Origin of the sequence: Streptomyces sp. SAT1, from assembly GCF_001654495.1 — a bacterium.
Lineage (GTDB): Bacteria > Actinomycetota > Actinomycetes > Streptomycetales > Streptomycetaceae > Streptomyces > Streptomyces andamanensis.
This window is the reverse complement of the sequence record NZ_CP015849.1, coordinates 4,908,542-4,933,758: the sequence shown is the minus strand read 5'-3', so window position 1 is coordinate 4,933,758 and position 25,217 is coordinate 4,908,542. Positions and strand designations below refer to the sequence as shown.

Sequence of the window (25,217 nt, the reverse complement as noted above, 5' to 3'; positions counted from 1 at the left end):
GCGGTGACGTCAGGCGGCGGGCGCGGCGCCCGCGACCTCGGCCACGTACGCCTCGGCCTTGTCCGGCTCGTAGAAGAAGTGCTCGAAGTCGGCCGGGTCGTTGAAGCCGTTGGCGATGCGGTCGGCGATGGGCGGGAGCTGACCGGCGGCACCGAAGAGGTTCAGGACGTGCTCCGGCGGCGGGGCGAGCATGGCGTTCGTCCACTTGGTGACGTGCCGGGCGGTGTCCCAGTAGCGGTCGAACGTCTGCCGCATCCACTCCTCGTCGAACGGCTTGTCGCCGTGTTCGAGGATCGAGGCGAGATAGGCGGCGGCGCACTTGGACGCCGAGTTCGAACCCTGGCCGGTGATCGGGTCGTTGGCGACGACGACGTCCGCGACGCCCAGCACCAGGCCGCCGCCGGGCAGCCGCCCGACCGGCTTGCGCACGGTGGGCGCGTAGCGGCCGGCCAGGGTGCCGCCCGCGTCGGTCAGCTCCACCTCCGTGGCGCGCGCGTACTCCCACGGCGTGAACGTCCGCATCAGGTCCAGCGTCAGGGCCAGATGCCGGGCCGGGTCCTTGACGCCCTTGAAGACGTCCAGGGGCCCGCCGGGTATGCCCTCCCAGAACAGGATGTCGGCGCGGCCCGAGAGGGTGAGGGTCGGCATGACGAACAGCTCGCCGACCCCGGGCACCACGTTGCAGCGGACCGCGTCGAGGTCCGGGTGCTCCGGGCGCGGGCCGAGCCCGTGCACGTACGCCACCGCCAGCGCGCGCTGCGGCTCGCTGTAGGGCGAGCGCTCCGCGTCCCGCTCGAACATCGACACCAGCTCGCCCTTGCCCGCCGAGACGAGGACGAGGTCGTAGGCGCGGGAGAAGTAGTCGAGGTCGCCGACGGCGGCGCCGTGGATGACGAGCTGGCCGCCGCGCTGCGCGAAGGTCTCCATCCAGCCGGCCATCTTGACCCGCTGGTCGACCGACTGCGCGTACCCGTCGAGCCGGCCCAGCCAGTCGATCGCCCGCTGGGTGGGACCGGGGTCGTGGGAGCCGGGCGCGGCGACCGAGAGGCCGAGGCCCTCGATCCTGGGGGCCTGGGACTCCCAGAAGTTCACCTGGACGTCCCGCTCGTGCTGGAGCGCGGTGTGGAACATGCACTGGGTCGACATGACCCGGCCGGAGCGGATCTCGTCCGCGGTCCGGTTGGACATGAGGGTGACCTCGTACCCGTGCGACTGGAGGCCGAGGGCGAGCTGGAGACCGGACTGGCCGGCCCCCACGACGAGTATCTTTCTCATGCGGGTGCTACCTCCTGCGACTTCTGGACGGCCCGATGGATCATTCGGGGGTTTCCTCGAGGGTGTGCGCCACGAGAGCCAGCAGGGTCTCGACGGCCGAGGCCCGGCGCCGCGCGTCCATGATCAGGACGGGTATGTGCGCCGGGACCGTGAGCGCCTCGCGGACGTCCTCCGGCTCGAACAGCTCGCTGCCGTCGAAGTGGTTGACGGCCACGACGTACGGCAGCCCGCAGCTCTCGAAGTAGTCGAGCGCCGGGAAGCAGTCCTTCAGCCGGCGGGTGTCGGCCATGACCACCGCGCCGATCGCGCCGCGCACCAGGTCGTCCCACATGAACCAGAACCGCTGCTGGCCCGGGGTGCCGAACAGATAGAGCACCAGGTCGTCGTCGAGCGTGATCCGGCCGAAGTCCATGGCGACGGTCGTCGTCACCTTGCCGGGCGTCGCGCTGAGATCGTCGGTCTCCGCGCTCGCCTCGGTCATCAGCGCCTCGGTCTGCAGCGGCGTGATCTCCGAGACGGCGGTGACCAGCGTGGTCTTGCCCACGCCGAAGCCGCCGGCCACCACGATCTTCGTGGCGATCGGGGCCCGGGTGCGGTCCCGCTGCCAGGGCAGCAGCGTCTCGTCGGGCTCGTCGAACGCGGCGGGACCGGCCGCGAACGGGGCGACGGCGGAATCAGAGACGGCGGAGTCCATTCAGCACCCTTTCCAGCAGAGCGCGGTCCGGGCGGCCGGTGCCGTGACCGGTCCCGGTGCCGTACACACGGATCTTTCCCTGGTCCGCCAGGTCGCTCAGGAGCACGCGGACCACACCGAGCGGCATCTTCAGCAGCGCGGCGATCTCGGCCACCGTACGCATCCGGCGGCACAGTTCGACGATGGCCCGCATCTCCGGCATCACCCGTGACAGCGGGGCGCTCGGCAGCTCCTTGCGCTCGTCGGCGGCCTCCAGCGCGGCGGTGCTGGCGACGAACGTCTCCACCAGCAGGACGTGCCCGAAGCGGGTGCGTCCGCCGGTGAGCGAGTAGGGGCGGACCCGGGCGGGCTTCCTGCGCTCGCCGCCGCGTACGGGCAGCTGCTGCCGGGGGACGCCGTCGGCCGGACCGCTCGCCGCCGCGCTCATCGGGTGTTCTCCGCCGGCTCGGCCTCCATGGACTTGCGCAGCTCGCTGCGGAGTTCGGGCGTCAGGACGTGTCCGGCGCGGCCGACGAAGAGCGCCATGTGGTACGCCACCACGCTCATGTCGCACTCCGCGGAGCCGTGCACGCCGAGCAGCGAGCCGTCGCTGATCGACATCACGAACAGGCTGCCCTCGTCCATGGCGACCATCGTGTGCCGGACCGCTCCGGAGTCCATCAGCCGGGCCGCGCCGATGGTGAGGCTGCCGATGCCGGACACGATGGTGGCGAGATCGGCGGCCGAGCCGCGCGGCCCGGCGGGCGTGTCCGCGCGGGCCCGGCGGGCCTCCCCGGCGTGCTCGGGGTCGGAGGAGAGGAGCAGCAGGCCGTCGGAGGAGACCACGGCGACCGATTGGATGCCGGGCACCTCCTCGACCAGGTTGGTCAGCAGCCAGTGCAGGTTGCGGGCCTCGCTGCTCAGTCCGAAGGTGGTGGGCGCTGTCAACTGCTTGCCTCCTCGACTGTGCCCCCCGTGGACTCCCCGGCTTGCGCGCGGGTGGCCGGTGCCGGCCGGTGGTGCTGGGCCGTCTGTTCCGCGATCTCCGCCTCCACGTCGCGGTAGCCCGCCTGGGCTCCGCGGCGGAAGCCGCCCAGGCGGCGGCGGAGAGCCTCGGCGTCCACCGAACCGGCGGACCGGCGCGGGGCATGGGCGGGTGTGGTGATCCTCGGGGTCCGCTTGGGCAGCCCCTTGTCGGTCAGGGACTCCCCGTCGTCCCCCGCCCGGCTGTGCTCCGCCGCCCCCTCGGGCGAGACGGCCGGCCCCGGCACGGGGGCCGCCGGGGCGGCGGGCGGTGCTCCGGCCGGAGCGGAGGGTACGGAGGGTACGGAGTGCGTGCCGGGCGCGGGGTGTGCGCCGGGGTGCGCGTGGGTGTCGGGCTCACGGCTCGCGTCGGCGTGCGCGCGGGTGCCGGGCTCGTGGTCCGCTCCGGGACGGGGCTCGGCGGCCGCTCCGGTCACGAGGCCGGTGCCCGACGTCGAGACCGTCTCCGACGCGGGGGCGGGCACCGCGGGCCCACCGGGTGCGGACCCCTGGCCGGGCGCGGCGGGGCCGTCCGCCGTGGAGGTGTCCGGCGCGGGCGTGTCCGGCGCGGGCGTGTCCGGCGCGGGCGTGTCCGGCGCGGGCGTGTCCGGCGCGGGCGGCAGGAAGAGTTCCATCGTCGTCTCGGACGGGGACTCCTCCGGGAACGTCCTCGCGGCGGCCGCCTCGGAGCGCGCGGGCGCCTCCTCGCGGGCCCCGCCGGGGGGCGGTGAGGTCCGTTCCCGGGTCTCTCCGGCGGGCGCGGGGGTCTTGCCGTGCGCCTCCTCGGACTCCGCTGACGCCTTCTCGCGGGCCGCCTCGGACTGCCGTACGGCCTTCTGGGCGAGGGCGATGAGGGGGTCGGTGCCGTCGGGGGTGCGGGCGGGCAGGACGTGGGAGCCGGCCTCGGCCTCGGCGCCGGGCAGGGAGACGGTGCCCGCGGCCGGGGCGGCGGTGCCGGGGGCGGGCGCCAGCAGCGGCTGGGGCACGACGACGACCGCCGCCGTACCGCCCTGCTTCTGCGCGCGCAGCTGCACCCGCACCCCGTGCCGGTGCCCGAGCCGGGCCACCACGTACAGGCCGAGGCCGAGACCTTCCTCGGCGCCCTGGGTGTAAGGAGCGTCCGGGTCGAAGTCGGCGAGGCGGGCGTTGAGCCGGGTCAGCCGCTCGCCGTCGACGCCGATGCCCTCGTCCTGGACGGAGAGCATGATCTCGCCGTTCTCCAGGAGCCACCCGGAGACCTCGACGGGCCGCTCGGGCGGGGAGAACGAGGTGGCGTTCTCCATGAGTTCGGCCAGCAGGTGGGAGAGGTCGTCGGCGGCGAAGCCGGCCACGTGCGCGTGGGGCGGCAGCGCGGCGATGCGCACCCGCTCGTAGCGCTCGATCTCGCTGACCGCGGCGCGCACCACGTCGACCAGCGGGACCGGCCCGGCGTGCTGCTGGACGTGCTCGGTGCCGGCCAGCACGAGCAGGTTCTCGCTGTGCCGGCGCATGACCGTGGCGAAGTGGTCGAGCTTGAAGAGGGTGGCGAGGCGGTCGGGGTCCTGCTCGCGCTCCTCCAGGCCCTCGATGACGGTGAGCTGCCGCTCGACCAGGCCCAGGGTACGCAGCGCCAGGTTGACGAAGGTGGAGCCGATGCCGGCGCGCGTGCGCTCCAGGCGGGCGGCCGCCTCGGCGAGTTCGGCGCGCAGTTCCTCGCGGGCGTCGGCCATCTTCTGCCGCTGCCCGACCAGGTGCTTGCGGTCGGTCTCCAGGGTTGCGACCCGTTCGGCGAGGGCGGCGGCCTGGGTGTGCAGGGCGTTGACGGAGCGGATGACCTCGGCGTACTCGTCGTTGCGGCCGGTGAAGCGGATCGGTTCCTCGGCCGCCGGGTCCTCGGCCCCGGCCAGGCGGGCGGAGCCCCGGCGCAGCACGGCGAGCGGGCGGGTGAGGGTGCGGGCCAGGGCGGTGGCGATGCCGATCGCGACCAGGAGCAGGGCGCCCAGCAGGGCGACGCGCAGTTCCAGCGCGGTGACGTCGTCGTCGCGCAGCCGCTCCAGGTCCTTGGTGCGGTGGTCGTACAGGGAGGACTCGGCGCCGCGCATCAGGTCGAGCCGGGCGGTGAGGGCCGCGTCGACCTTGGCGGCGCCGACGGTGAGGTCGGCGTCCGAGAGCGAGGACGCGTCGGTGAGCCTGGCCAGATAGCCGGCCGCGGAGTTCACCTCGGGTCCGGTGACGGTGGAGTCGTAGGCGGCGCGGGCGGCCTCGGGCGCGGTCTCGCGGAACGCGGCGAGGGCGGCGTCGGAGCGGATCCGGGCCTGCTGGGCGGCGGCGCTGAGGGCGTCGCGCTCCTTGGCGGCGGCCTTGGAGGAGTCCGTGGTCTCGGTGGGCGCGCCGGTGACCGGGTCGTAGACGGTCCGCGTGCTGTACGGCACGGCGAGGGCGGCGGCCAGCAGTCCGCGGGCGGCGGCGGCCTGCTGGACGGCGGTGTCCAGCTCGGCGAGGGCGTGCGCCCCCGAGCCGGCCCGCGCGGGCATCTGCTCGGCCAGTTGTCCGGCGAGCCGGTGCAGATCGGCGATGACGGCGGAGTACGCCTGGTGGGTCTGGAGCGCGGTGCTCTTCCCGGTGAGCGCCGAGCGGCGGACGGCGGCGATGCCGTCGAGGTCGGTGCGCAGCCAGCCCGGTGTGCCGGTGGCGGCGCGCAGGTCGTCCGCCCGGCGGTCGACGCGGGCGCCGCGCTGGGCGGAGGGCGCCTTGGAGCGGGGGCGGCCGGCGGCGGCGTAGGCGGTGACCTCGTCGCGTTCGTCGGCGAGGGCGTGGGCGAGGGCCAGGGCGTCCTGGGTCTGTCCGGCGAGGGTGACCAGGTCCTGGGAGTCGCCGACCCGGCCGGAGGCGTCGAGCACGGAGGGCGCGCCCGCACCGGCCACGGCGGCGGCGACCACGGCGACGGCGAGGACGAGGCGGTTGCGTACGTGCTTGGGGCGGCCCTTGCCCACGGGGGGCGCGGAGGGCGTGCCGGGTGTGTGCTCGGGTCCCTTCGCGGTGGCCGTCTGCTTGCCTGTGCGCCGAGGCCGCTTCTTCTGCACCGGTGCTCGCATTCCTGTACTCGTGTACTCGTGGGCCCGGGTGGCGGCTCGTCAGCTGGTGCGACGCATACGTCCACCCTCCCCCGGGCTCGCGCCGTCGTCGGCTTGGCGCGCGCAGGGGGCCTGCATCGGATTCCGACCCTCCCAGTGCCGGTGGGCAGTGGTCCCGCATCGTCCGACCGGCCACCCGAAGGAGTGAACATCGGAGGGGAGTTGGCGGGCAAGTTCCTCCGGCGCGTGCCCGGGGCTCGTACGGCGGGCCGGTTGGACGTCGGCGGCAGGCTTTGGCAGTATTCGCCGCCACGTCTTCCCGGGGCCCGCCAATTCATGCCAAATCAGGCGCCTGGCGGGCGTCCGCGCATCAATTCCAAGGTCGATAGCACCCTTTGGTGGACCATGTGAAGGGCTGGTGCAGACTGGCCGGATGCGAACTGAGGTTGTTTCGGAGCCCGGCCGCCCGGATCGTGCGAACGAGGACTTCGCCGCCGTCGGACTGCCCGCCTGCGGGCAGGGCGGCGCCGTGGTGGTCCTCGACGGGGTGACGCCGCCCGCGACGGAGACAGGCTGTCTGCATTCCGTCCCCTGGTTCACCGCACGGCTCGGCGGGGCGCTGACCGAACTGACCGTTTCGCGACCCGATCTGACGCTGCGGGAGATGCTCGCGCGGACGATCAGCGGCACCGCGGAGGAGCACGCGGACACCTGTGACCTTTCTCACCCGCGCACGCCGCAGGCAACCGTGGTGCTCGCACGCTGGTCCGCCCTGTCGCTCGACTATCTGGTCCTGTCGGACTCGGCGCTGCTGCTGGAGTCGCCCGACGGCCTGGTCACCCCGGTCCTGGACGACCGGCTGGACCGGCTGCCGCGCGCCGCGCTCGCGACGGAGGCGCTGGTCGACAGCACCCTGCGCAACAAGGAGGGCGGCTTCTTCACGGCGGCGGCGGACCCCTCGGCCGCGGAGCGCGCGGTGACCGGCAGCGTGCCCGTCGAGGAGGTGCGCGCGCTGGCCGCGCTGACCGACGGGGCGACGCGCTGGGTGGAGAAGTTCCACGAGGGCGACTGGGCGCAGTGCTTCGGGCTGCTGCGCAAGGAGGGCGCGGGCGCGCTGGTGGACCGGGTGCGGGAACTGGAGCGCGCCGACCGGGAGGAGCGCCGGTACCTCGGGCGGAGCAAGACGCACGACGACGCGACGGCGGTGTTCGTCCGGCTGTGAGCGGGGCGGGGCGGTCGCCGTCCGCGGGCGCGGCGCGCCTCGGGCGCCCGCCCCGCCGTCACCGCTCGTGCTTCTCCATGACGCCGTTCAGCTCGTGCAGCAGCCGGGCCAGTTCGGCGACCTCGCCGCGGTCCCAGTGGTCGAGCTGGCGGACGTAGCGGGCCCGGCGGGCGTCGCGCACCTGCCCGACCCGCCGGCGCCCGTCGTCGGTGAGGGCCACCAGCCAGGCCCGGCCGTCGGCGGGGTCCGGTTCGCGGGCGACGAGGCCCAGTTCCTCCAGGGCGCGCAACTGGCGGGACATGGTGGCCTTGCCGACGCCGATGTAGGCGGCGAGGGCGGTGGCGCGCTGGCTGCCGCACTCGTCCAGCCGCACCAGCAGCCCGTACGCCGAGGACTCCAGGCCCGGGTGCACCTCGCGGGCCATCTCCGCCTGGCTGGCGCGGGCGCGTCGCAGCAGGACGGTCATCTCCCGTTCCAGGGAAAGAAACTCCCGGTCCACACCACCGCGCGACGCTGTGTCCGCCACCGTTCCGTGGCCCTCGCCCCTTGCGTCTTCGTGCACGTCAGCCCCTGCCCTGGAGTGTTGCCGGTCCTGAAAGTTACCGCCGGGCGCCGCCATCGCCGCAGCTTGGTCAGTATTTCGCAGGCGTAGACCAACGGCAGCCTCCGGCCCCTCTTCCCACCGACGGTCCACGCGCGTAGCTTCTGCGTCAGGCAATCAATGGCATGCCCACGCCATGGTCGTTCCCGGCGGGTCTCCCCAGGCCCGCGCCCCCCTCGTGCGACCGTGGGCCATGCCCGCGTTTCCCCCCACCGAGCACCACCGAACTTCGGAGGCACGTCATGCCCGTGCACAGATCCGGAACGGCCCGCAAGCGGCGGCTGACCGCCGCGGGAGTCCTGCTCGCGGCGTTCTCCTTCTTCCTCACCACGCCCTCCTCCGCCGACACCGACACAGGTGCCGACGCCGGTGCCGCCGCCACCCCGCCCGCCCGCGGCTCCGCCTACATGGGCATCGGCGTGGCGGCCCACGACGGCCGCAGCGGCACGCCCACCTCCGCTGACGCCACCCAGACCGAGGGCGTCGACGTCAGCGGCTACCAGGGCAACGTCGCCTGGTCCACCCTGTGGAACAGCGGCGTCCGCTGGGCCTACACCAAGGCGACCGAGGGGACGTACTACACGAACCCCTCCTTCACCCAGCAGTACAACGGCTCCTACAACGTGGGCATGATCCGCGGCTCGTACCACTTCGCGACCCCGGACACCACCAGCGGCGCCGCCCAGGCCAACTACTTCGTCGACCACGGCGGCGGCTGGTCCAAGGACGGCAAGACCCTGCCGGGCGCCCTCGACATCGAGTGGAACCCCTACGGCGCCGCCTGCTACGGCAAGTCCGCGAGCGCGATGGTCAGCTGGATCGCCGACTTCCTCAACACCTACAAGGCGCGCACCGGCCGGGACGCCGTGATCTACACGGCCACCTCCTGGTGGACCCAGTGCACCGGGAACTACGGCGGCTTCGCCGCCAAGAACCCGCTGTGGATCGCGCGGTACGCCTCGACCGTGGGGACACTGCCGGCGGGCTGGGGCTTCTACACGATGTGGCAGTACACCTCGTCCGGCCCGACGGTGGGCGACCACGACAAGTTCAACGGCGCGCTGGTCCGGGTCAAGGCCCTGGCCAACGGCTGATCCGTACGCGTACGCGGGCGCGTACGGCGAAGGCCCGGTCCTCCCCGAGGAGGACCGGGCCTTCCCCCTTTCGTCCGGCGACGCCCGTCACGCCGCCGCCGGAACCTCCTCCTCCGCGCCGCTCACCGCGGGCGCCAGGGCCAGTTCCAGCACCTGGCGGACATCGGTGACGGCGTGCACATCGAGCTTGTCCAGCACCTCCGCCGGGACGTCGTCCAGGTCGGGCTCGTTGCGCTTGGGGATGATCACGGTGGTCACGCCCACCCGGTGCGCGGCGAGCAGCTTCTGCTTCACCCCGCCGATGGGCAGCACCCGTCCGGTCAGCGACACCTCGCCGGTCATCGCCACGTCGGTGCGCACCAGGCGGCCCGACAGCAGCGAGGCCAGCGCCGTCGTCATCGTGACACCGGCGCTCGGGCCGTCCTTGGGGACCGCGCCCGCCGGGAAGTGGATGTGCGCGCCCCGGTCCTTCAGATCGCCCACCGGCAGCTCCAGCTCGGCGCCGTGGCTGCGCAGGAAGCTCAGCGCGATCTGCGCGGACTCCTTCATGACGTCGCCGAGCTGACCGGTCAGCGTCAGGCCCGACGCGCCCGTCTCGGGGTCGGCGAGGGACGCCTCGACGTAGAGCACGTCGCCGCCGGCGCCGGTGACCGCGAGGCCGGTCGCCACGCCCGGCACGGCCGTACGGCGCTCGGCCGGGTCCTGAGCGGACTCCGGTACGTGGTGCGGCCGGCCGATCAGGGCCCGCAGGGAGTCGGCGGTGACGGTGAACGGCAGCTCCCGCTCGCCCAGTTCGTGCTGGGCGGCGATCTTGCGCAGCAGCCGCGCCACCGAGCGCTCCAGGGTGCGCACGCCCGCCTCGCGGGTGTACTCGCCCGCCAGCCTGCGCAGCGCGCCCTCCTCGATGGTGACCTCGTCGGCGCCGAGACCGGCCCGCTCCAGCTGGCGCGGGAGCAGGTGGTCGCGGGCGATGACGACCTTCTCGTCCTCGGTGTAGCCGTCCAGGCGCACGATCTCCATCCGGTCGGCCAGCGCCTCCGGGATCGCCTCCAGGACGTTGGCCGTGGCCAGGAAGACCACGTCCGACAGGTCCAGCTCGACCTCCAGGTAGTGGTCCCGGAAGGTGTGGTTCTGCGCCGGGTCCAGGACCTCCAGCAGGGCCGCCGCCGGGTCGCCGCGGTAGTCGGAGCCGACCTTGTCGATCTCGTCGAGCAGGACCACCGGGTTCATCGAACCGGCCTCCTTGACGGCCCGCACGATCCGGCCGGGCAGCGCGCCGACGTAGGTGCGCCGGTGGCCGCGGATCTCCGCCTCGTCGCGGACGCCGCCGAGGGCGACGCGGACGAACTTGCGGCCCATCGCGTGCGCCACGGACTCGCCCAGGCTGGTCTTGCCGACCCCGGGCGGGCCGACGAGCGCGAGCACGGCACCGCCGCGCCGCCCGCCGATCACGCCGAGGCCGCGGTCGTCGCGCCGCTTGCGCACCGCCAGGTACTCGGTGATGCGCTCCTTCACGTCCTTCAGGCCCGCGTGCTCGGCGTCCAGGACGTCCTTGGCGCCCTGGATGTCGTAGGCGTCCTCGGTCCGCTCGTTCCACGGCATCTCCAGGACCGTGTCGAGCCAGGTGCGGATCCAGGAGCCCTCGGGCGACTGGTCGGAGGCGCGCTCCAGCTTGTCGACCTCCTTGAGCGCCGCCTCGCGCACCTTCTCGGGCAGGTCGGCGGCCTCGACGCGGGCGCGGTAGTCGTCGGACTCCTCGCCCTCGCCGCCGCTCTCGCCGTTCAGCTCGCGCAGCTCCTTGCGGACCGCTTCGAGCTGACGGCGCAGCAGGAACTCGCGCTGCTGCTTGTCGACGCCCTCCTGGACGTCCTTGGCGATGGTCTCGGCGACGTCCTGCTCGGCGAGGTGGTCGCGCAGCTGCCGGGTGGCGAGCCGCAGCCGGGCCACCGGCTCGGCGGTCTCCAGCAGTTCGATCTTCTGTTCGGTGGTGAGGAACGGCGAGTAGCCGGAGTTGTCGGCGAGCGCGGAGACGTCGTCGATGGCCTGGACCCGGTCGACCACCTGCCAGGCGCCGCGCTTGCGCAGCCAGGCGGTGGCGAGGGCCTTGTACTCCTTCACCAACTCCGCGACCTGGCCGGGCAGCGGCTCCGGGACGGTCTCGTCGATCCGGGTGCCCTCGACCCACAGCGCGGCGCCCGGCCCGGTGGTCCCGGCGCCGATGCTCACCCGGCCCCGGCCGCGGATCAGCGCGCCCGGGTCGCCGTCGGCCAGCCGTCCGACCTGCTCGACGGTGCCCAGCACACCGGTCTTGGCGTACGTCCCCTCGATGCGCGGCACCAGCAGCACCCTGGGCTTGCCGGGCTCGGACCGGGCGGCGGCCTGCGCGGCCTCCACCGCGGCCCGCACCTCGGCATCACTCAGGTCCAGCGGAACCACCATGCCGGGCAGCACGACCTCGTCATCGAGCGGCAGCACAGGCAGAGTGAGCGGTGTGAACGCCGTGGACTCAGCAGCCATGATCTCCCCTTCGGCAGTCAAGTTGAGCTATGCCGACTCAATGCTTGGGAGCGGGCGATTGTTCCCCGGTGTTTGTTCGCCGTCAGCGATCACGGGCAGCGGGATATTCCGCGGGGTGCGGCGCGGGCCGGTGCGCAGGCGCCGGACCAGGGAGATCCCGTACGGCGGGCCCGATGTCACGCACGGCGGGCCCGATGTCAGTGGCACCTGTCACGCTGCCCGGACATCACCACAGCCGGGAGAGACACATGGGCACCTGGGACATCGGACCCTTCGACAACGACACCGCGGCGGACTGGAGCGGCGCCCTGGACGACGCCTCCGCCGACGCGCGGCGGGACCTGTCCTCGCCGCGCTGACCCGCGCGGCCGACACGACCGGCTACCTCGACTCGGAGATCGGCGAGGAAGCCGTCGCGGCGGCGGCCCTGGTCGCCGCCCAGCGCCCCGGCGGCGCCCCCGCCGCCTCCGCCTACGGCCCCCGGCAGCCCCTCCCCGACCTCACCGGCCTGCGCGCCCCCGCCCTGCGCGCCCTCGACCGCGTCCTCACCGAGGAGTCCGAACTCCTCGAACTGTGGGCAGAGTCGGACAGCGCCCCCTGGAAGGCGGCCATGGACCGGCTCCGCGCCGCCCTCGCGGCCCACCCCGCGGCGGACCGGCCCAACCCCGGCCTGACCGGCCCGGCGCCCCGGACGGAGCGGATCGCCGGTCAGTAGGCGCGGGGTCCGTTCTCGGTGGCGCGGACCGGGGTGCCGTACCCGAGCGGCTTCTTCCCCTTGTCGACCGGCTCGCAGGTGTAGGCGGACTTGGCGTTCAGCGGTGCGAGGACGGCCCTGGGGATGTCGTTGCACAGCAGGTACTCGGGGCTGAAGTTGCCGTAGAAGAGGCGGGCCACCCCGTCCCGGGTGAGGATCCCCCGGTCGGGAACGGCCTTGTAGGACACGTAGTCACCGGAGACCGACCAGGGGGCCTTGTCGCCGAGGGTCACGTCCCAGCGGACCTCCAGGCCCTCGTAGGTGGTGGTGCACGTGACCTTCGCGCCCTTCTTCGAGACCGCGGTCTTCGGGCACTTCCCGGTCGTGCTGCCGGGGGCGGCGGCCATCTCGAGTGTCCTGGAGCGCAGTTCGTACGCGAGCTGCTCGGCGAACGGCGCACCCGCGGCGGGCGAGGGGGACGGCTCCGGGTCCGGGCTCTCGCCCGGCCGCGCCAGCCGCTGCGCCATCGCCGCCGGGCCGGGCGACGACGCCGATGCCTCGGCACCGGCGTCCCCCGGACCGGACTTCCCGTTCCCGCCGCATCCCGTGACCAGCAGACCGGCCACGGACAGGATGATGACAACCTTCGGTCGCATGATGATCACACTACGCAACCGCGGGCTGCTACCTGTCATCGCTCCAGAGCCCCGGCCCGCGCCGCAGCACCGGCCAGCAGCCCACCCCCACCGCCAGCGCGATGAGGTGGCCGCAGGAGGTCATCGGGTCGGTGAAGGACGCCAGGTCGTCCAGCAGCATCCCGGCGAACACCGTCAGCGCGGGCCAGCGCAGCCAGGGGCGCAGCAGGCCGCAGAGCGCGCCGACGCTGGCGGCGACGCCGAAGCTGATCCCGTAGTCCAGACGGTGCAGCGCCCCGGCCGGGAGCCGCCCGGCCAGCACCGCGAGCCCGACCGGCACCTCGGTGGCCAGGGTGGCGACCACATGCCCGAGCAGGAACACCCCGGCGGTGCGCCGCGCGCCGGTCCTGAGCTCCAGCGCGGTGAGCACCAGCAGGAAGCACAGGGAGTACGCCGACACGACCCCGCCCGCGATCCACAGCGCGCTCCCGGCCAGCACCCGCACCGGGTCCCGTACCAGGTGCGCGACGTCCGTGCTGGAACTGCGGTACAGCGCGTCCACCACGGAGGCGGGGGCGTACTCGGTGACGAGCGAGGTGAGGACCAGCACGAGCGCGTACCAGAACGTGAAGGGCGTACGGCGGGGGCCGGGCAGGACCCGGCGGAGCCGGTCGCCCCACCGCACGCCCAGGGCAGCGGCGGCGGCGCCGGGGCCCACGAGCAGCGGCGGGGCCGCCGGCGCGTCCGCGGGTGCCGCCTCCAGCCGGGGCCGTTGCCGCGGCACGCCCTCCAGAGGGCGCGGTGCGCCGTCCGGGCGGGGCGGGGCCGCGGCCTCGGGGTCCGCAGTCCGTTCCACGGTGGCGCTCCTTCCGTCGTGCCCCCAACCCTTCGCGTCCCGGGAGCGGCTGTCCATCACCGGCGCCACCGGGCAGCCGATTCACAGCAACCTATTAACTTCCTGCTGTGCACGGTTCTGTTCCCGGCCGGTGCGCGAACGGCCCGTCCTCGTACGGCGTTCGACCCGTGTCACCCGTGATCCAGGTGGCGGCAAGCCCCTGTTCGGGCAGGATGACCTCATGAACGCCTCGCACGAGACTCCCGTGGTGCTGGACCGCCGCGAGGGACCCCACGGAGAGGTCGTGCTGCGCCGGCACGGCGAGTTGCTGCAGATCATCGTCAACGGCTGCTTCCTGATGGACACCTCCGACGGCCGTTCCGAACGGCTGCTCGTGGACGCCGCCCTCGCCGCGCTGGACGGCCGCCCGGCACCGCGCGTGCTGATCGGCGGGCTGGGCGTCGGCTTCTCACTCGCGCACGCCGCGGCCGAGCCCCGCTGGGGCCGGATCACGGTCGTCGAGCGGGAGTCCGCGATCGTCGGCTGGCACCGCGCGGGACCGCTCTCCGCGCTCACCGCGCGGGCCCTCGCCGACGAGCGCACCGAGATCGTGGAGACGGACCTCGTCACCTACGTCAATGAGACTTCCGCCACGTTCGACGCGCTCTGCCTGGACATCGACAACGGCCCCGGCTGGACCGTCACCGAGGGCAACGGCGAGCTGTACGCACCGTCCGGACTGGCAAGCTGCGCACGGGTGTTGAGACCCGGCGGCGTCCTCGCGGTGTGGTCGGCGAAACCCTCTCCGGAATTTGAAGGAACCTTGTGGAATGTCGGGTTCCAGCAGGTGCGCACCGAAGAGATCCCGGTTGCCCGGGGCGTACCGGACGTCGTGCACCTCGCCGTCCGGGCTGGATAGCAAAGGCACCGTGACTCCCCGTACGCTGCTTCCCTGACGCCGATCATTCAAGCGTCGATCGCGACCACGCGCAGTCATGGAATCACCCCACATGATTCCGGAAAGCACACCTCAGGGGCGGGCGATGGAGCAGACACACACCGCGCAGGGCGGCACGACGGCCGGGCCGGGAGCCCAGCGCCGGGTCCTGGTGGTCGAGGACGACCAGACCATCATGGACGCCATCGCCACCCGTCTGCGCGCCGAGGGTTTCCTGGTGCAGACCGCGGGTGACGGGCCGAGCGCCGTCGACACCGCCGAGGCATGGCAGCCCGACCTGCTGATCCTCGACATCATGCTGCCCGGCTTCGACGGCCTGGAGGTCTGCCGCCGGGTGCAGGCCCAGCGGCCGGTCCCGGTGCTGATGCTCACCGCGCGCGACGACGAGACCGACATGCTGGTCGGGCTCGGGGTCGGCGCCGACGACTACATGACCAAGCCGTTCTCGATGCGGGAGCTGGCCGCCCGCGTGCACGTCCTGCTGCGCCGGGTGGAGCGGGCGGCGCTGGCCGCAGCGACCCCGCGCAGCGGCATCCTGCGCCTGGGCGAGCTGGAGATCGACCACGCGCAGCGCAGGGTCCGGGTGCGCAGCGAGGACGTCCACCTCACGCCGACCGAGTTCGACCTGCTGGTGTGCCTGGCCAACACCCCGCGCGCGGTGCTCTCCCGCGAGCAGCTGCTGGCGGAGGTGTGGGACTGGGCGGACGCCTCGGGCACCCGGACCGTCGACAGCCACATCAAGGCGCTGCGCCGGAAGATCGGCGCCGAGCGGATCCGCACCGTGCACGGCGTGGGCTACGCGCTGGAGACGCCCACCCCATGAGCGGCGGGCCGGCGGCGCACGCGGACCAGCGGGACCCCTGGGGCGGTGGCGGGCGGGTCCGCCACCCCTTCTCGGTCAAGACCAAGCTGGGCGCGCTGGTCGTCATCGCGGTGCTGATCACCACCGGCCTGTCGATGATCGCGGTGCACACCAAGACCGAGCTGCGCTTCATCATGGTCTTCTCCATGATCGCCACGCTGCTGATCACCCAGTTCGTGGCGCACTCGCTGACCGCCCCGCTGGACGAGATGAACGCGGTGGCCCGGTCCATCTCGCACGGCGACTACACGCGCCGGGTGCGCGAGAACCGCCGCGACGAGCTGGGCGACCTGGCGCAGACGATCAACCGCATGGCGGACGAGCTGGCCGCCCAGGACCGCCAGCGCAAGGAGCTGGTGGCGAATGTCTCGCACGAGCTGCGCACGCCGATCGCGGGCCTGCGCGCGGTGCTGGAGAACATCGTCGACGGGGTCACCGAGGCCGACGCCGAGACCATGCGCACGGCCCTGAAGCAGACCGAGCGGCTGGGCCGCCTGGTGGAGACCCTGCTGGACCTGTCCCGCCTGGACAACGGCGTGGTGCCGCTGAAGAAGCGGCGCTTCGAGGTGTGGCCGTATCTGTCGGGCGTGCTGAAGGAGGCCAACATGGTGGCCTCCGCGCGCGCGGGCATGGCCTCGGGCTCGGGCAGCCACACCCGCACCGACGTCCATCTGCGGCTCGACGTGTCCCCGCTGGACCTGACCGCGCACGCGGACCCGGAGCGGATCCACCAGGTGGTCGCCAACCTGATCGACAACGCGGTCAAGCACAGCCCGCCGCACGGCCGGGTGACGGTCAAGGCGCGGCGCGGGGCGCAGCCCCAGTCGCTGGACCTGGAGGTCATCGACGAGGGGCCGGGCATACCCCGCTCCGAGTGGCACCGCGTCTTCGAGCGTTTCAACCGGGGCGCGGTGAGCCGGCCGCACGGCCCGGGGAGCGACGGCGGGACCGGGCTCGGCCTGGCGATCGCCCGCTGGGCGGTGGATCTGCACGGCGGCCGGATCGGGGTGGCCGAATCCGAGCGCGGCTGCCGGATCCGCATCACTCTTCCCGGGCTTCCCTCTCTGCCAAGTTGACGTAAAGTCGGAGCCGGAACCCCAAGATCCACGAGCATCCGCCCAGCCGGACACGTGTGATCAGGCAGGGGCCTGCATCCGCGCCGGGTCAGGCCCGGATGGCCCCTTGCCCACGACAGGCGAACCACGCTTGTTTCCCGCCATTTCAAGCCCCGAAACACAGCTTTCGATGTGACTTACGCGACGATGAACCGGCTCGACCTGACCTTCACGGTCTTGGAGGCGTAGCCTTTATTCCCGCTGTCCATCACCTTGTGAAGCGGAAGAGGGCGGTTGCCGCCGTGTCGCCACAGTCCCCCAGTAACTCGAGCATCTCCACCGAGACCGACCAAGCCGGGAAGAACCCCGCGGCCGCGTTCGGTGCCAACGAGTGGCTCGTCGACGAGATCTATCAGCAGTACCTCCAGGACCCGAACTCGGTAGACCGTGCCTGGTGGGACTTCTTCGCCGATTACAAGCCGGGAGCCGCCGCCGCTGCCTCCACGGCTCCGGCGGGTACCGCGGCCGCGGGGGCCGCGGGCACCACCACGGCTCCCCAGGCGGCGCCCGCCGCCCCGGCGAAGCCCGCCGCGCAGGCCCCGGCCGCACCCGCCGCCGCGCAGCCCGCCGCTCCGGCTCCGGCGCAGCCCGCCCCGGCCCCCGCCCCGGCGAAGCCCGCCGCGCAGGCCCCGGCCCCCGCGAAGGCCGCCCCGGCCGCCGCGAAGCCGGCGCCCGCCAAGGCGGAGCCCGCCGCCGAGGCACCGGCCGGTCCCGAGTTCGTGACGCTGCGCGGCCCGTCCGCCGCGGTCGCCAAGAACATGAACGCCTCCCTGGAGCTGCCCACGGCCACGTCCGTGCGCGCCGTCCCGGTGAAGCTGCTGTTCGACAACCGCATCGTCATCAACAACCACCTCAAGCGGGCCCGCGGCGGGAAGATCTCCTTCACGCACCTCATCGGCTACGCGATGGTCCAGGCCATCAAGGCCATGCCCTCGATGAACAACTCGTTCGCCGAGAAGGACGGCAAGCCGACCCTGGTCAAGCCGGACCACATCAACCTCGGTCTCGCCATCGACCTGGTCAAGCCCAACGGCGACCGCCAGCTCGTCGTCGCGGCGATCAAGAAGGCCGAGACGCTGAACTTCTTCGAGTTCTGGCAGGCCTACGAGGACATCGTCCGCCGCGCCCGCGACGGCAAGCTGACGATGGACGACTTCACCGGCGTCACCGTCTCCCTCACCAACCCCGGCGGCCTCGGCACGGTCCACTCCGTGCCGCGTCTGATGCCCGGCCAGTCGGTGATCATGGGCGTCGGCTCCATGGACTACCCGGCGGAGTTCCAGGGCACCAGCCAGGACACCCTGAACAAGCTCGGCATCTCCAAGGTCATGACGCTCACGTCGACCTACGACCACCGGGTGATCCAGGGCGCCGCCTCCGGCGAGTTCCTGCGTGTCGTCGCCAACCTGCTGCTCGGCGAGAACGGCTTCTACGACGAGATCTTCGAGGCGCTGCGCATCCCCTACGAGCCGGTCCGCTGGCTCAAGGACATCGACGCCAGCCACGACGACGACGTCACCAAGGCCGCCCGCGTCTTCGAGCTGATCCACTCCTACCGGGTCCGCGGCCACGTCATGGCCGACACCGACCCGCTGGAGTACCAGCAGCGCAAGCACCCCGACCTGGACATCACCGAGCACGGGCTCACCCTGTGGGACCTGGAGCGCGAGTTCGCCGTCGGCGGCTTCGCCGGCAAGTCGATGATGAAGCTGCGCGACATCCTCGGCGTGCTGCGCGACTCGTACTGCCGCACGGTCGGCATCGAGTTCATGCACATCCAGGACCCCAAGCAGCGCAAGTGGATCCAGGACCGCGTGGAGCGCCCGCACTCCAAGCCGGAGCGCGAGGAGCAGCTGCGCATCCTGCGCCGGCTGAACGCCGCTGAGGCCTTCGAGACCTTCCTGCAGACGAAGTACGTCGGCCAGAAGCGCTTCTCCCTGGAGGGCGGCGAGTCCGTCATCCCGCTGCTCGACGCGGTCCTCGACTCGGCCGCCGAGTCGCGCCTGGACGAGGTCGTCATCGGCATGGCCCACCGCGGCCGGCTGAACGTGCTCGCCAACATCGTCGGCAAGTCGTACGCGCAGATCTTCCGCGAGTTCGAGGGCAACCTCGACCCGAAGTCGATGCACGGCTCCGGCGACGTGAAGTACCACCTGGGCGCCGGGGGCACCTTCACGGGCCTGGACGGCGAGCAGATCAAGGTCTCGCTGGCCGCGAACCCCTCCCACCTGGAGACGGTCGACCCGGTCATCGAGGGCATCTCCCGCGCCAAGCAGGACATCATCAACAAGGGCGGCACGGACTTCACCGTCCTGCCGGTGGCGATCCACGGCGACGCGGCCTTCGCGGGCCAGGGCGTGGTGGCCGAGACCCTGAACATGTCGCAGCTGCGCGGCTACCGCACCGGCGGCACGGTCCACATCGTCATCAACAACCAGGTCGGCTTCACCGCGGCGCCCGAGTCCTCGCGCTCCTCGATGTACGCCACCGACGTGGCCCGCATGATCGAGGCCCCGATCTTCCACGTCAACGGCGACGACCCCGAGGCCGTCGTGCGCGTGGCGCGGCTCGCCTTCGAGTTCCGCCAGGCGTTCAACAAGGACGTGGTGATCGACCTCATCTGCTACCGCCGCCGCGGTCACAACGAGTCGGACAACCCGGCCTTCACCCAGCCGCTGATGTACGACCTGATCGACAAGAAGCGCTCCGTGCGCAAGCTCTACACCGAGTCCCTGATCGGTCGCGGCGACATCACCCTGGAAGAGGCCGAACAGGCGCTCCAGGACTACCAGGGGCAGCTGGAGAAGGTCTTCACCGAGGTCCGCGAGGCCACCTCGCAGCCGGCCGTCCCGCAGTCCCCGGACCCGCAGGCCGGCTTCCCGGTGCGGGTGAGCACCGCGATCTCCGCCGAGGTCGTCAAGCGGATCGCCGAGTCCCAGGTCAACATCCCCGACCACTTCACCGTCCACCCGCGCCTGCTGCCGCAGCTCCAGCGCAGGGCGGCGATGGTCGAGGACGGCACCATCGACTGGGGCATGGGCGAGACCCTGGCCATCGGCTCGCTGCTGCTGGAGGGCGTCCCGGTCCGGCTGTCCGGCCAGGACTCCCGCCGCGGCACCTTCGGCCAGCGCCACGCGGTGCTGATCGACCGCGAGACCGGCGAGGACTACACCCCGCTGCTGTACCTGGCCGACGAGCAGGCCCGCTACAACGTCTACGACTCGCTGCTCTCCGAGTACGCGGTCATGGGCTTCGAGTACGGCTACTCGCTGACCCGCCCGGACGCGCTGGTGATGTGGGAGGCCCAGTTCGGCGACTTCGCCAACGGCGCCCAGTCGGTCATCGACGAGTACATCTCGGCCGCCGAGCAGAAGTGGGGCCAGACCTCCGGCGTCACGCTGCTGCTGCCGCACGGCTACGAGGGCCAGGGCCCGGACCACTCCTCGGCCCGCATCGAGCGCTACCTCCAGCTGTGCGCGCAGAACAACATGACGGTCGCGATGCCGACCCTGCCGTCGAACTACTTCCACCTCCTGCGGTGGCAGGTGCACAACCCGCACCACAAGCCGCTGGTGGTCTTCACCCCGAAGTCGATGCTGCGCCTGAAGGCCGCCGCCTCGAAGACGGAGGAGTTCACGACGGGTGAGTTCCGCCCGGTCATCGGCGACGACTCGGTCGACCCGAGCGCCGTGAAGAAGGTCGTCTTCTGCGCGGGCAAGGTCTACTACGACCTCGACGCCGAGCGGAAGAAGCGCGGCGCGACGGACACCGCGATCATCCGCATCGAGCGCCTGTACCCGCTGCCGGGTGCCGAGCTCCAGGCGGAGATCAAGAAGTACCCGAACGCCGAGAAGTACCTGTGGACGCAGGAGGAGCCGGCGAACCAGGGTGCCTGGCCGTTCATCGCGCTCAACCTGATCGACCACCTGGACCTGGCGGTCGGCGCGGACGTGCCGCACAGCGAGCGGCTGCGCCGCATCTCGCGTCCGCACTCCTCCTCCCCGGCCGTGGGCTCCGCCAAGCGGCACCAGGCCGAGCAGGAGCAGCTGGTGCGCGAGGTGTTCGAGGCGTGAGCGCGTGAGCGTGTCCGCCGGGCTCCGCCGCCCCGCGGGCCGCGCCTGAGTGCCTGAGTGCCTGACCGGGCCGCATCCCCTCGCCGGGGGTGCGGCCCGGTCGTTTCGGCGGCCCCGCGGCGCCCCTATCCTTGACCTCATGTACTTCACCGACCGTGGCATCGAAGAGCTGGAGAAGAGGCGGGGCGAGGAGGAGGTCACCTTCGAGTGGCTCGCCGAGCAGCTGCGGACCTTCGTCGACCTCAACCCGGACTTCGAGGTCCCGGTCGAGCGGCTGGCTACCTGGCTGGCGCGGCTGGACGACGACGAGGACGACGAGTAGGCGCACAGCCTGCCTTGTAGGCACAGGCTTTCGAGCAGGGACCGGCTGCGGCCGGACAGACAGGACGGGCGCCCCTTCGGGGGCGCCTTCCGCGTTTCCGGGAGGCGCCCTGTCGCGTTTCGGGGAGGTGCCCCGTCGCGTTTCACGGTGTGTCTTGACTTTCCGTGTCCGCGATATATCGTGTCTAGGGAAGGACGCGATATGGCGTGTCGCGAGTCGCGTCAGTCATCCGTCGCGCCAGTCATGCCCGTCGCGTCAGTCACGTCGTCGTTTCGGTCCCGTCTCCGGTCCTGCCGTCCCGCGTGGTCCGGTCCGTCCCAGGAGGTCTGCACCATGTCCGAGTGGTCCGTGGGCGAGCCCACCAAGCTCACCTTCGACGAGCCCCCGACCGAGCTGAACGTCCGCATCGTCCACGGAACGGTCAACGTCGTGGGCACGGACGACGGTTCCGCCCGCCTGGAGGTGTCCCGGATCGAGGGACCGCCCCTGATCGTCACCCAGCGCGGCAACACCCTGACCGTGGCCTACGAGGACCTGCCCTGGAAGGGCTTCCTCAAGTGGCTCGACCGCAAGGGCTGGCAGCGCAGCGCCGAGATCTCCCTGGCCGTGCCGGCGAGCACCCGGGTCGAGGTCGGCGTGGTCGGCGCCGCCGCCATGGTCTCCGGCATCGACGGGCTCACCGAGGTGAAGGGCGTCACCGGCGACACCACGCTGGTCGGCGTCACCGGCCCGGTCCGCGCGGACACCGTCTCGGGGAACGTGGAGGCGCAGGCACTCTCCGGCGACCTCCGCTTCAAGTCGGTCTCCGGCGACCTCACCCTGGTCGAGGGCTCCGGCTCCTCGGTCCGGGCGGACTCGGTGAGCGGGTCGATGATCGTCGACCTCGACCGGGTGGCCTCTCCGACGGACATCAGCCTGACCAACGTCTCGGGTGAGATCGCGATCCGCCTCCCCCATCCTGCGGACGCGGAGGTGGAGGCCAACACCGCGAGCGGCGCGGTCTCCAACGCCTTCGAGGACCTGCGCGTCAGCGGCCAGTGGGGTGCCAAGCGGATCACCGGCACGCTGGGCACGGGCCGGGGCCGGCTGAAGGCGACCACCGTCTCCGGTTCCATCGCCCTGCTGCGCCGCCCGCCCGCCGAGGACGGCGCCTGGGACCCCGAGCCCGGCGACGGCGGCACACCCGACGGCCCGAACCCCGGCCCGACCGACGGACCGACCGACAAGAAGGTGCTCTGACATGCCTCCCGTCTTCGCCCACGGCCGCCTTCGTCTGTATCTGCTCAAGCTTCTCGACGAGGCCCCCCGCCATGGATACGAGGTGATCCGCCTCCTGGAGGAGCGCTTCCAGGGGCTGTACGCGCCCTCGGCGGGCACCGTCTACCCCCGGCTGGCCAAGCTGGAGGCCGAGGGCCTGGTCACCCACACCACCGAGGGCGGCCGGAAGGTGTACGCGATCACCGACGCGGGCCGCGCCGAGCTGGCCGACCGCAGCGGCGAGCTGGCCGACCTGGAGCTGGAGATCCGCGAGTCGGTCGCCGAGCTGGCCGCCGAGATCCGGGCCGATGTGCGCGGTGCCGCGGGCGATCTGCGGCGCGAGATGCGCGCGGCCGCCTCCCAGGCCCGGCAGGGCTCGGCAGGCGGCGCGGGCGCCGCGGGCGGCGACAGCGCGGCGGACGACAAGGAGTCCTGGCGCGCCGCAAAGGAGGAGATGCGCCGGGTCAAGCAGGAGTGGAAGGAGCAGGCACGGCGTGCCAAGGACGAGAGCCGCCGGGCGCGCGAGGAGGCGCAGCGGGCCAGGCGCCAGGCCAAGGAGGCCCAGGAGCGGGCGCGGGAGCAGGCGCAGGAGGAGTTCCAGCGCATCGCCCGCCGGGTCCAGGACCAGGTGCAGGACCACTTCGCTCGCGGCGACTGGCCGACCGGGGTGCGCGAGGGCCTGACCGAGCTGACCAAGGAGTTCGGCGACTTCGGCAAGGAGTTCGGCAAGGGGCTGGCCAAGGACTTCGGTTTCGGCGCCCCGGCCGGGGGCGGCCCGGCGCACCGCCCCGAGTACTCCGAGACCCCGAAGGAGTTCCCCGCCGTCTACGAGCCGTCCTGGGCGCACGACCACTCCACGGGCGATCCGGCCCGTGACCTGGACCGGCTCCTGGACCGCTTCCGCGACGACATCCGGGACGCGGCCCGCGACCACGGCGTCAGCACCGACCAGGTCGACGCCGCCCGCCGCCATCTGTCGGCGGCGGCGGCGCACATCGGGGCGGTGCTGCGCGGCCCGAAGGTCTGAGGCACCGGGCGCGGCCGTGCCGTGGGGGCGACGCGCGGGCGGCGGGCGCGCGGCGCGGTCAGCCGGCCGCCCGCGCGTCGCCCGCCCCCTCGCCCTCGCCGTACAGCACCCGGGTCAGCGCCGTGTAGGTCACGCCGTGGTCGGCGAGGACCTCGCAGGGCACTCCGGGGCGGACGGCCAGGGCGAGCAGGAGGTGCTCGTCGCCGATGCGCCGGTCGCGGCGGGCCACCGCCATACGCAGCGCCTTCTCCAGGACTCTCCTGGCGTCGCGGCCGAAGGGGCGGCGCCCCGGCCACCCGCCCTTGTCCTCCCGGTCCCCCGACATGGCCCCGACGCCGTGCGCCTCCTCCACTCTGGAGACGATCGCCAGGACGTCGATGCCGAGGTCGGCGAGGGCGTCGGTGTCGGCGCGGGAGAGACCGGCGCGCCGCCGGGCCTCGCCCAGTTCCCGGCGTACGTCCTCCTTGTGCGCGTCCAGTCCGAGCGCGGCCAGGGCGAAGGAGGCGCGGCTTCCCTCGCGGTCCAGCAGGGCGAGCAGCAGATGCTCGGCGTCCACGGACCGCGCGCCGCCGCTCTCGGCGTGTCCGACCGCCCCTCGCACGACGGCGCGGGCGTCCTCGGTGAACCGTTCGAACATCACTGCCTCCCGTACTTCTTGTGCACGGCCTGCCTGCTGACGCCGAGTTCGGCGGCGATCTCCTGCCACGACCAGCCCTGGTCGCGCGCGCCGCGCACCTGCACCGCCTCCAGCTGCTCCAGCAGCCGGCGCAGCGCGGCGACGGCCCGCAGGCCGACCCGCGGATCGCGGTCACCGGCGCGTTCGGCGAGATCCGTTGCTTCGGTCATGCTGTCAACGTACGTTGACAAGCCCATCATGTCAACCAGAGTTGACACAACGGGTCCAGGCATACGGACGGCGGGCCCGGAAACCGGACCCGCCGCCATGCCGCCCCGGGGCGGCGAAGGAACTGCGGAAGGAGCTCAGGACGTGGTGAGCACGATCTTGCCGAACTGCCCGCCGGACTCCATCCGTTCGAAGCCCTCGCGGGCCCGCTCCAGCGGAAGCACCTCGTCGATGACCGGGCGCACGCCGGTGGTGGCGCAGAAGGAGAGCAGGTCTTCCAACTCGTCCTTGGTGCCCATGGTCGAGCCGACCACCTTCAGCTCCAGGAAGAAGATGCGGGTCAGCTCGGCGTGCGAGGGCCGGTCGCCGCTGGTGGCGCCGGAGATGACGAGGGTGCCGCCGGGCCGCAGCGACTTCACCGAGTGGGACCAGGTGGCCGCGCCGACGGTCTCGATCACCGCGTCCACCCGCTGCGGCAGCCGGGCGCCCGGCTCCAGCGCCTCCACGGCACCGAGTTCCAGCGCCCGCTCGCGCTTGCCCTCGTCGCGGCTGGTCGCGAAGACCTTGAGCCCGGCCGCCCGGCCGAGCACGATCGCGGCCGTGGCGACCCCGCCGCCGGCGCCCTGCACCAGCACGGAGTCCCCGGGCCGCACCCCGGCGTTGGTGAAGAGCATCCGGTACGCGGTGAGCCAGGCCGTGGGCAGGCAGGCGGCCTCCTCGAAGGAGAGCCCCCTGGGCTTGGGCAGCAGGTTCCAGGTGGGCACGGAGACCTGCTCGGCGAAGGTGCCCGGGTAGCGCTCGGTCAGGATCGACCGGGGCTCGGCCGGACCGACGCCGTGCCCGCTCTGTCCGATCACGGAGTGCAGGACGACCTCGTTGCCGTCCGCGTCGACCCCGGCGGCGTCGCAGCCGAGGATCATGGGCAGCCTGTCCTCGGACAGGCCCACGCCCTTGAGCGACCAGAGGTCGTGATGATTCAGGGAGGCGGCCCTGACGTCGACGGTGCTCCAGCCGGGGCGGGCCTCGGGGGCCGGGCGCTCCCCCGTCTCCAGACCGTTCAGCGGCCGGTCGCGGTCGATTCGGGCGGCGTAGACAGCGAACATGACCCCGACGATAGGGGTGGCCCGGGGCCGGCGG

The 25,217-nt window shown here is 72.7% G+C and carries 21 protein-coding genes and 1 pseudogene; 10 read left to right on the top strand and 12 right to left on the bottom strand.

Translation table 11 applies throughout. The features are described 5' to 3' along the window. Positions 1-9: 9 nt before the first annotated feature. From A8713_RS21435 to A8713_RS21415, 5 genes are read right to left on the bottom strand one after another with little or no spacing between them, the layout of a single operon-like run. Positions 10-1,275, bottom strand: coding sequence for a styrene monooxygenase/indole monooxygenase family protein (locus A8713_RS21435; protein ID WP_064535255.1), 1,266 nt, complete (start codon positions 1,273-1,275; stop codon positions 10-12). A 40-nt stretch (positions 1,276-1,315) separates the two neighbouring features. Further along, a complete protein-coding gene (locus A8713_RS21430; RefSeq protein WP_064535254.1) occupies positions 1,316-1,969 on the bottom strand; it encodes a GTP-binding protein in 654 nt (217 codons plus the stop codon). Next, the gene (locus A8713_RS21425) at positions 1,950-2,396 is read right to left on the bottom strand and encodes a DUF742 domain-containing protein (RefSeq protein ID WP_064535253.1); all 447 of its coding nucleotides are present in this window, start codon (positions 2,394-2,396) and stop codon (positions 1,950-1,952) included. Before A8713_RS21425 ends, A8713_RS21430 begins: the two co-directional genes overlap by 20 nt. Then, the gene (locus A8713_RS21420) at positions 2,393-2,896 is read right to left on the bottom strand and encodes a roadblock/LC7 domain-containing protein (protein WP_064535252.1); all 504 of its coding nucleotides are present in this window, start codon (positions 2,894-2,896) and stop codon (positions 2,393-2,395) included. Before A8713_RS21420 ends, A8713_RS21425 begins: the two co-directional genes overlap by 4 nt. Next, positions 2,893-6,033 carry a sensor histidine kinase gene (locus A8713_RS21415; protein WP_173860883.1) on the bottom strand — a complete coding sequence of 1,047 codons (3,141 nt, stop codon included), beginning with the start codon at positions 6,031-6,033 and terminating at the stop codon, positions 2,893-2,895. Before A8713_RS21415 ends, A8713_RS21420 begins: the two co-directional genes overlap by 4 nt. 424 nt (positions 6,034-6,457) lie before the next feature. On the opposite strand from A8713_RS21415, the gene A8713_RS21410 reads away from it, so the two are divergent. Beyond that, on the top strand, positions 6,458-7,246 hold the full coding sequence (locus tag A8713_RS21410; protein ID WP_064535251.1) for a hypothetical protein: 789 nt from the start codon (positions 6,458-6,460) through the stop codon (positions 7,244-7,246). Positions 7,247-7,304: 58 nt separating this feature from the next. Here the strand turns inward: A8713_RS21410 and A8713_RS21405 are convergent, their stop codons facing one another. Continuing rightward, a complete protein-coding gene (locus tag A8713_RS21405; protein WP_064535250.1) occupies positions 7,305-7,808 on the bottom strand; it encodes a MarR family winged helix-turn-helix transcriptional regulator in 504 nt (167 codons plus the stop codon). A 281-nt stretch (positions 7,809-8,089) separates the two neighbouring features. On the opposite strand from A8713_RS21405, the gene A8713_RS21400 reads away from it, so the two are divergent. Beyond that, positions 8,090-8,941 carry a lysozyme gene (locus A8713_RS21400; RefSeq protein WP_064535249.1) on the top strand — a complete coding sequence of 284 codons (852 nt, stop codon included), beginning with the start codon at positions 8,090-8,092 and terminating at the stop codon, positions 8,939-8,941. Between the two features lie 87 nt (positions 8,942-9,028). On the opposite strand, the gene lon is transcribed toward A8713_RS21400, so the two are convergent. Continuing rightward, entirely contained in the window at positions 9,029-11,458 is a 2,430-nt protein-coding gene (gene lon, locus A8713_RS21395) for an endopeptidase La (RefSeq protein WP_064535248.1), read from the bottom strand. Between the two features lie 248 nt (positions 11,459-11,706). Here lon and A8713_RS21390 point away from each other — a divergent pair. Then, positions 11,707-12,173 (top strand): annotated as a pseudogene (locus A8713_RS21390) (DUF4259 domain-containing protein). Here the strand turns inward: A8713_RS21390 and A8713_RS21385 are convergent. Continuing rightward, positions 12,167-12,808, bottom strand: coding sequence for a hypothetical protein (locus tag A8713_RS21385; RefSeq protein WP_064537635.1), 642 nt, complete (start codon positions 12,806-12,808; stop codon positions 12,167-12,169). The pseudogene A8713_RS21390 and the gene A8713_RS21385 overlap by 7 nt on opposite strands. 28 nt (positions 12,809-12,836) lie before the next feature. Next, positions 12,837-13,643, bottom strand: a complete 807-nt coding sequence (locus tag A8713_RS21380) for a rhomboid-like protein (protein WP_237305437.1) — start codon at positions 13,641-13,643, stop codon at positions 12,837-12,839. A 220-nt stretch (positions 13,644-13,863) separates the two neighbouring features. Here A8713_RS21380 and A8713_RS21375 point away from each other — a divergent pair, with 220 nt between their 5' ends. The 7 genes from A8713_RS21375 (at position 13,864) to A8713_RS21345 (ending at position 23,236) form a co-directional block, all read left to right on the top strand. Further along, positions 13,864-14,541, top strand: a complete 678-nt coding sequence (locus tag A8713_RS21375) for a hypothetical protein (RefSeq protein WP_064535247.1) — start codon at positions 13,864-13,866, stop codon at positions 14,539-14,541. Positions 14,542-14,665: 124 nt separating this feature from the next. Beyond that, positions 14,666-15,403, top strand: coding sequence for a response regulator transcription factor (locus tag A8713_RS21370; RefSeq protein ID WP_018571403.1), 738 nt, complete (start codon positions 14,666-14,668; stop codon positions 15,401-15,403). Beyond that, positions 15,400-16,518, top strand: a complete 1,119-nt coding sequence (locus A8713_RS21365; RefSeq protein WP_064535246.1) for a sensor histidine kinase — start codon at positions 15,400-15,402, stop codon at positions 16,516-16,518. The genes A8713_RS21370 and A8713_RS21365 overlap by 4 nt, the downstream gene beginning before the upstream one ends. A gap of 281 nt (positions 16,519-16,799) precedes the next feature. Continuing rightward, on the top strand, positions 16,800-20,630 hold the full coding sequence (locus tag A8713_RS21360; protein ID WP_064535245.1) for a multifunctional oxoglutarate decarboxylase/oxoglutarate dehydrogenase thiamine pyrophosphate-binding subunit/dihydrolipoyllysine-residue succinyltransferase subunit: 3,831 nt from the start codon (positions 16,800-16,802) through the stop codon (positions 20,628-20,630). A 139-nt stretch (positions 20,631-20,769) separates the two neighbouring features. Beyond that, entirely contained in the window at positions 20,770-20,952 is a 183-nt protein-coding gene (locus A8713_RS21355; RefSeq protein WP_019058231.1) for a DUF6104 family protein, read from the top strand. A 333-nt stretch (positions 20,953-21,285) separates the two neighbouring features. After that, a complete protein-coding gene (locus tag A8713_RS21350; RefSeq protein ID WP_064535244.1) occupies positions 21,286-22,191 on the top strand; it encodes a DUF4097 family beta strand repeat-containing protein in 906 nt (301 codons plus the stop codon). A 1-nt stretch (position 22,192) separates the two neighbouring features. Further along, on the top strand, positions 22,193-23,236 hold the full coding sequence (locus A8713_RS21345) for a PadR family transcriptional regulator (RefSeq protein WP_064535243.1): 1,044 nt from the start codon (positions 22,193-22,195) through the stop codon (positions 23,234-23,236). 58 nt (positions 23,237-23,294) lie between these two features. Here A8713_RS21345 and A8713_RS21340 read toward each other — a convergent pair whose 3' ends face one another. The 3 genes from A8713_RS21340 to A8713_RS21330 form a co-directional block, all read right to left on the bottom strand. Then, the gene (locus A8713_RS21340) at positions 23,295-23,873 is read right to left on the bottom strand and encodes a Clp protease N-terminal domain-containing protein (RefSeq protein ID WP_064535242.1); all 579 of its coding nucleotides are present in this window, start codon (positions 23,871-23,873) and stop codon (positions 23,295-23,297) included. Beyond that, on the bottom strand, positions 23,873-24,082 hold the full coding sequence (locus tag A8713_RS21335) for a helix-turn-helix domain-containing protein (protein WP_064535241.1): 210 nt from the start codon (positions 24,080-24,082) through the stop codon (positions 23,873-23,875). Before A8713_RS21335 ends, A8713_RS21340 begins: the two co-directional genes overlap by 1 nt. Before the next feature lie 135 nt (positions 24,083-24,217). Continuing rightward, on the bottom strand, positions 24,218-25,183 hold the full coding sequence (locus tag A8713_RS21330; RefSeq protein ID WP_064535240.1) for a zinc-binding dehydrogenase: 966 nt from the start codon (positions 25,181-25,183) through the stop codon (positions 24,218-24,220). Positions 25,184-25,217: the final 34 nt, after the last annotated feature.